1 protein-coding gene and 1 pseudogene are annotated in these 1,046 nt (G+C 72.4%); one reads left to right on the top strand and one right to left on the bottom strand.

Annotated features, from left to right (window positions below):
* Positions 1–188, bottom strand: a pseudogene (locus tag Q0L15_RS19685) (MarR family transcriptional regulator); the annotation flags it as partial.
* Between the two features lie 60 nt (positions 189–248).
* On the opposite strand from Q0L15_RS19685, the gene Q0L15_RS19690 reads away from it, so the two are divergent.
* Positions 249–1,046, top strand: a 798-nt coding sequence (locus Q0L15_RS19690) for an MFS transporter (RefSeq protein ID WP_296606291.1), incomplete at its 3' end; no start/stop codon positions are given.

Below are 1,046 nucleotides of genomic sequence, written 5' to 3' on the forward strand. Positions count from 1 at the left end.
TACTCGAAGTCCTGCAGGCCGGTCTCGACCAGCGCGTCCTGCTTCACCGTGCGGAAGTGCTTGGCCAGGCGGCCGATGCGGACCACGATCGCCTCCACGTCGTCCTCGAAGTGGACGTCGATCCAGTGGTCGCGCCACCGCGCGACGTGCCGATCGGCCCAGTCCTCGGCAGGTTCGTCCCGCGTCATGCCCGCATCCTAGAAGTAATTTCGTTGACGAATAGTTCGCCAGCGAATGAGCATGGTGCCGTGAGCGCCACCTACACCGCCGAGGCCGGGCCCGGCCGCCCGCTGCGGCACCGCAACTTCCGGCTGCTCGTCGCCGGTACGACGACCAGCGCCCTCGGCAACACCATCACGCCGGTCGCGCTGGCGTTCGCCGTTCTCGACCTCGGTGGATCGGCCTCCGACCTCGGGCTCGTGGTGGCGCTGTACGCGCTGGCCGACGTGGTCACGGTCCTGTTCGGTGGCGTGCTCGGCGACCGGGTGCCCCGGCAGCTCATGCTCGAGGGCTCGGCTGCGGCGTGCGCGGTCGCCCAGGCCGCGGTCGCGGTGCTGCTGGTCGGCGGGTGGGCGACGATCCCGATGCTCGCGGTGATCGGGATGGTCAACGGCTCCCTGGGGGCGCTCAGCCAGCCGTCGTCGGCGGCGCTCACCCGGATGACGGTCCCGGCCGCGCTGGTCGCCCGGGCGGTCGCCCAGCGGGCCCTGCTGCAGACCAGCGCCGGCGTGGTCGGCTTCGCCCTCGGCGGCGTCCTGGTCGCGGCCGTCGGCTCCGGCTGGGCGATCGGCGTGGACGCGGCGACGTTCGCGATCGCGGCGTACTGCTTCTCGCGCCTCGACGTGCCGCACGCCCGTCCCGAGGGTGCGCGCCCGACCTTCCTCGCCGACCTCGGCGACGGGTTCCGCGAGGTCGTGCGACACACCTGGCTGGTGCTGCTGATCGGGCAGGCGCTGCTGTACCACCTCGTCTACAGCGGTGCTCAGTCGGTGCTCGGGCCGATCGTGGTGGGCGACCAGTTCGGGCGGTCGTCGTGGGGCCTCGCG

This window comes from Nocardioides sp., from assembly GCF_024509035.1.
Classification (GTDB): domain Bacteria; phylum Actinomycetota; class Actinomycetes; order Propionibacteriales; family Nocardioidaceae; genus Nocardioides.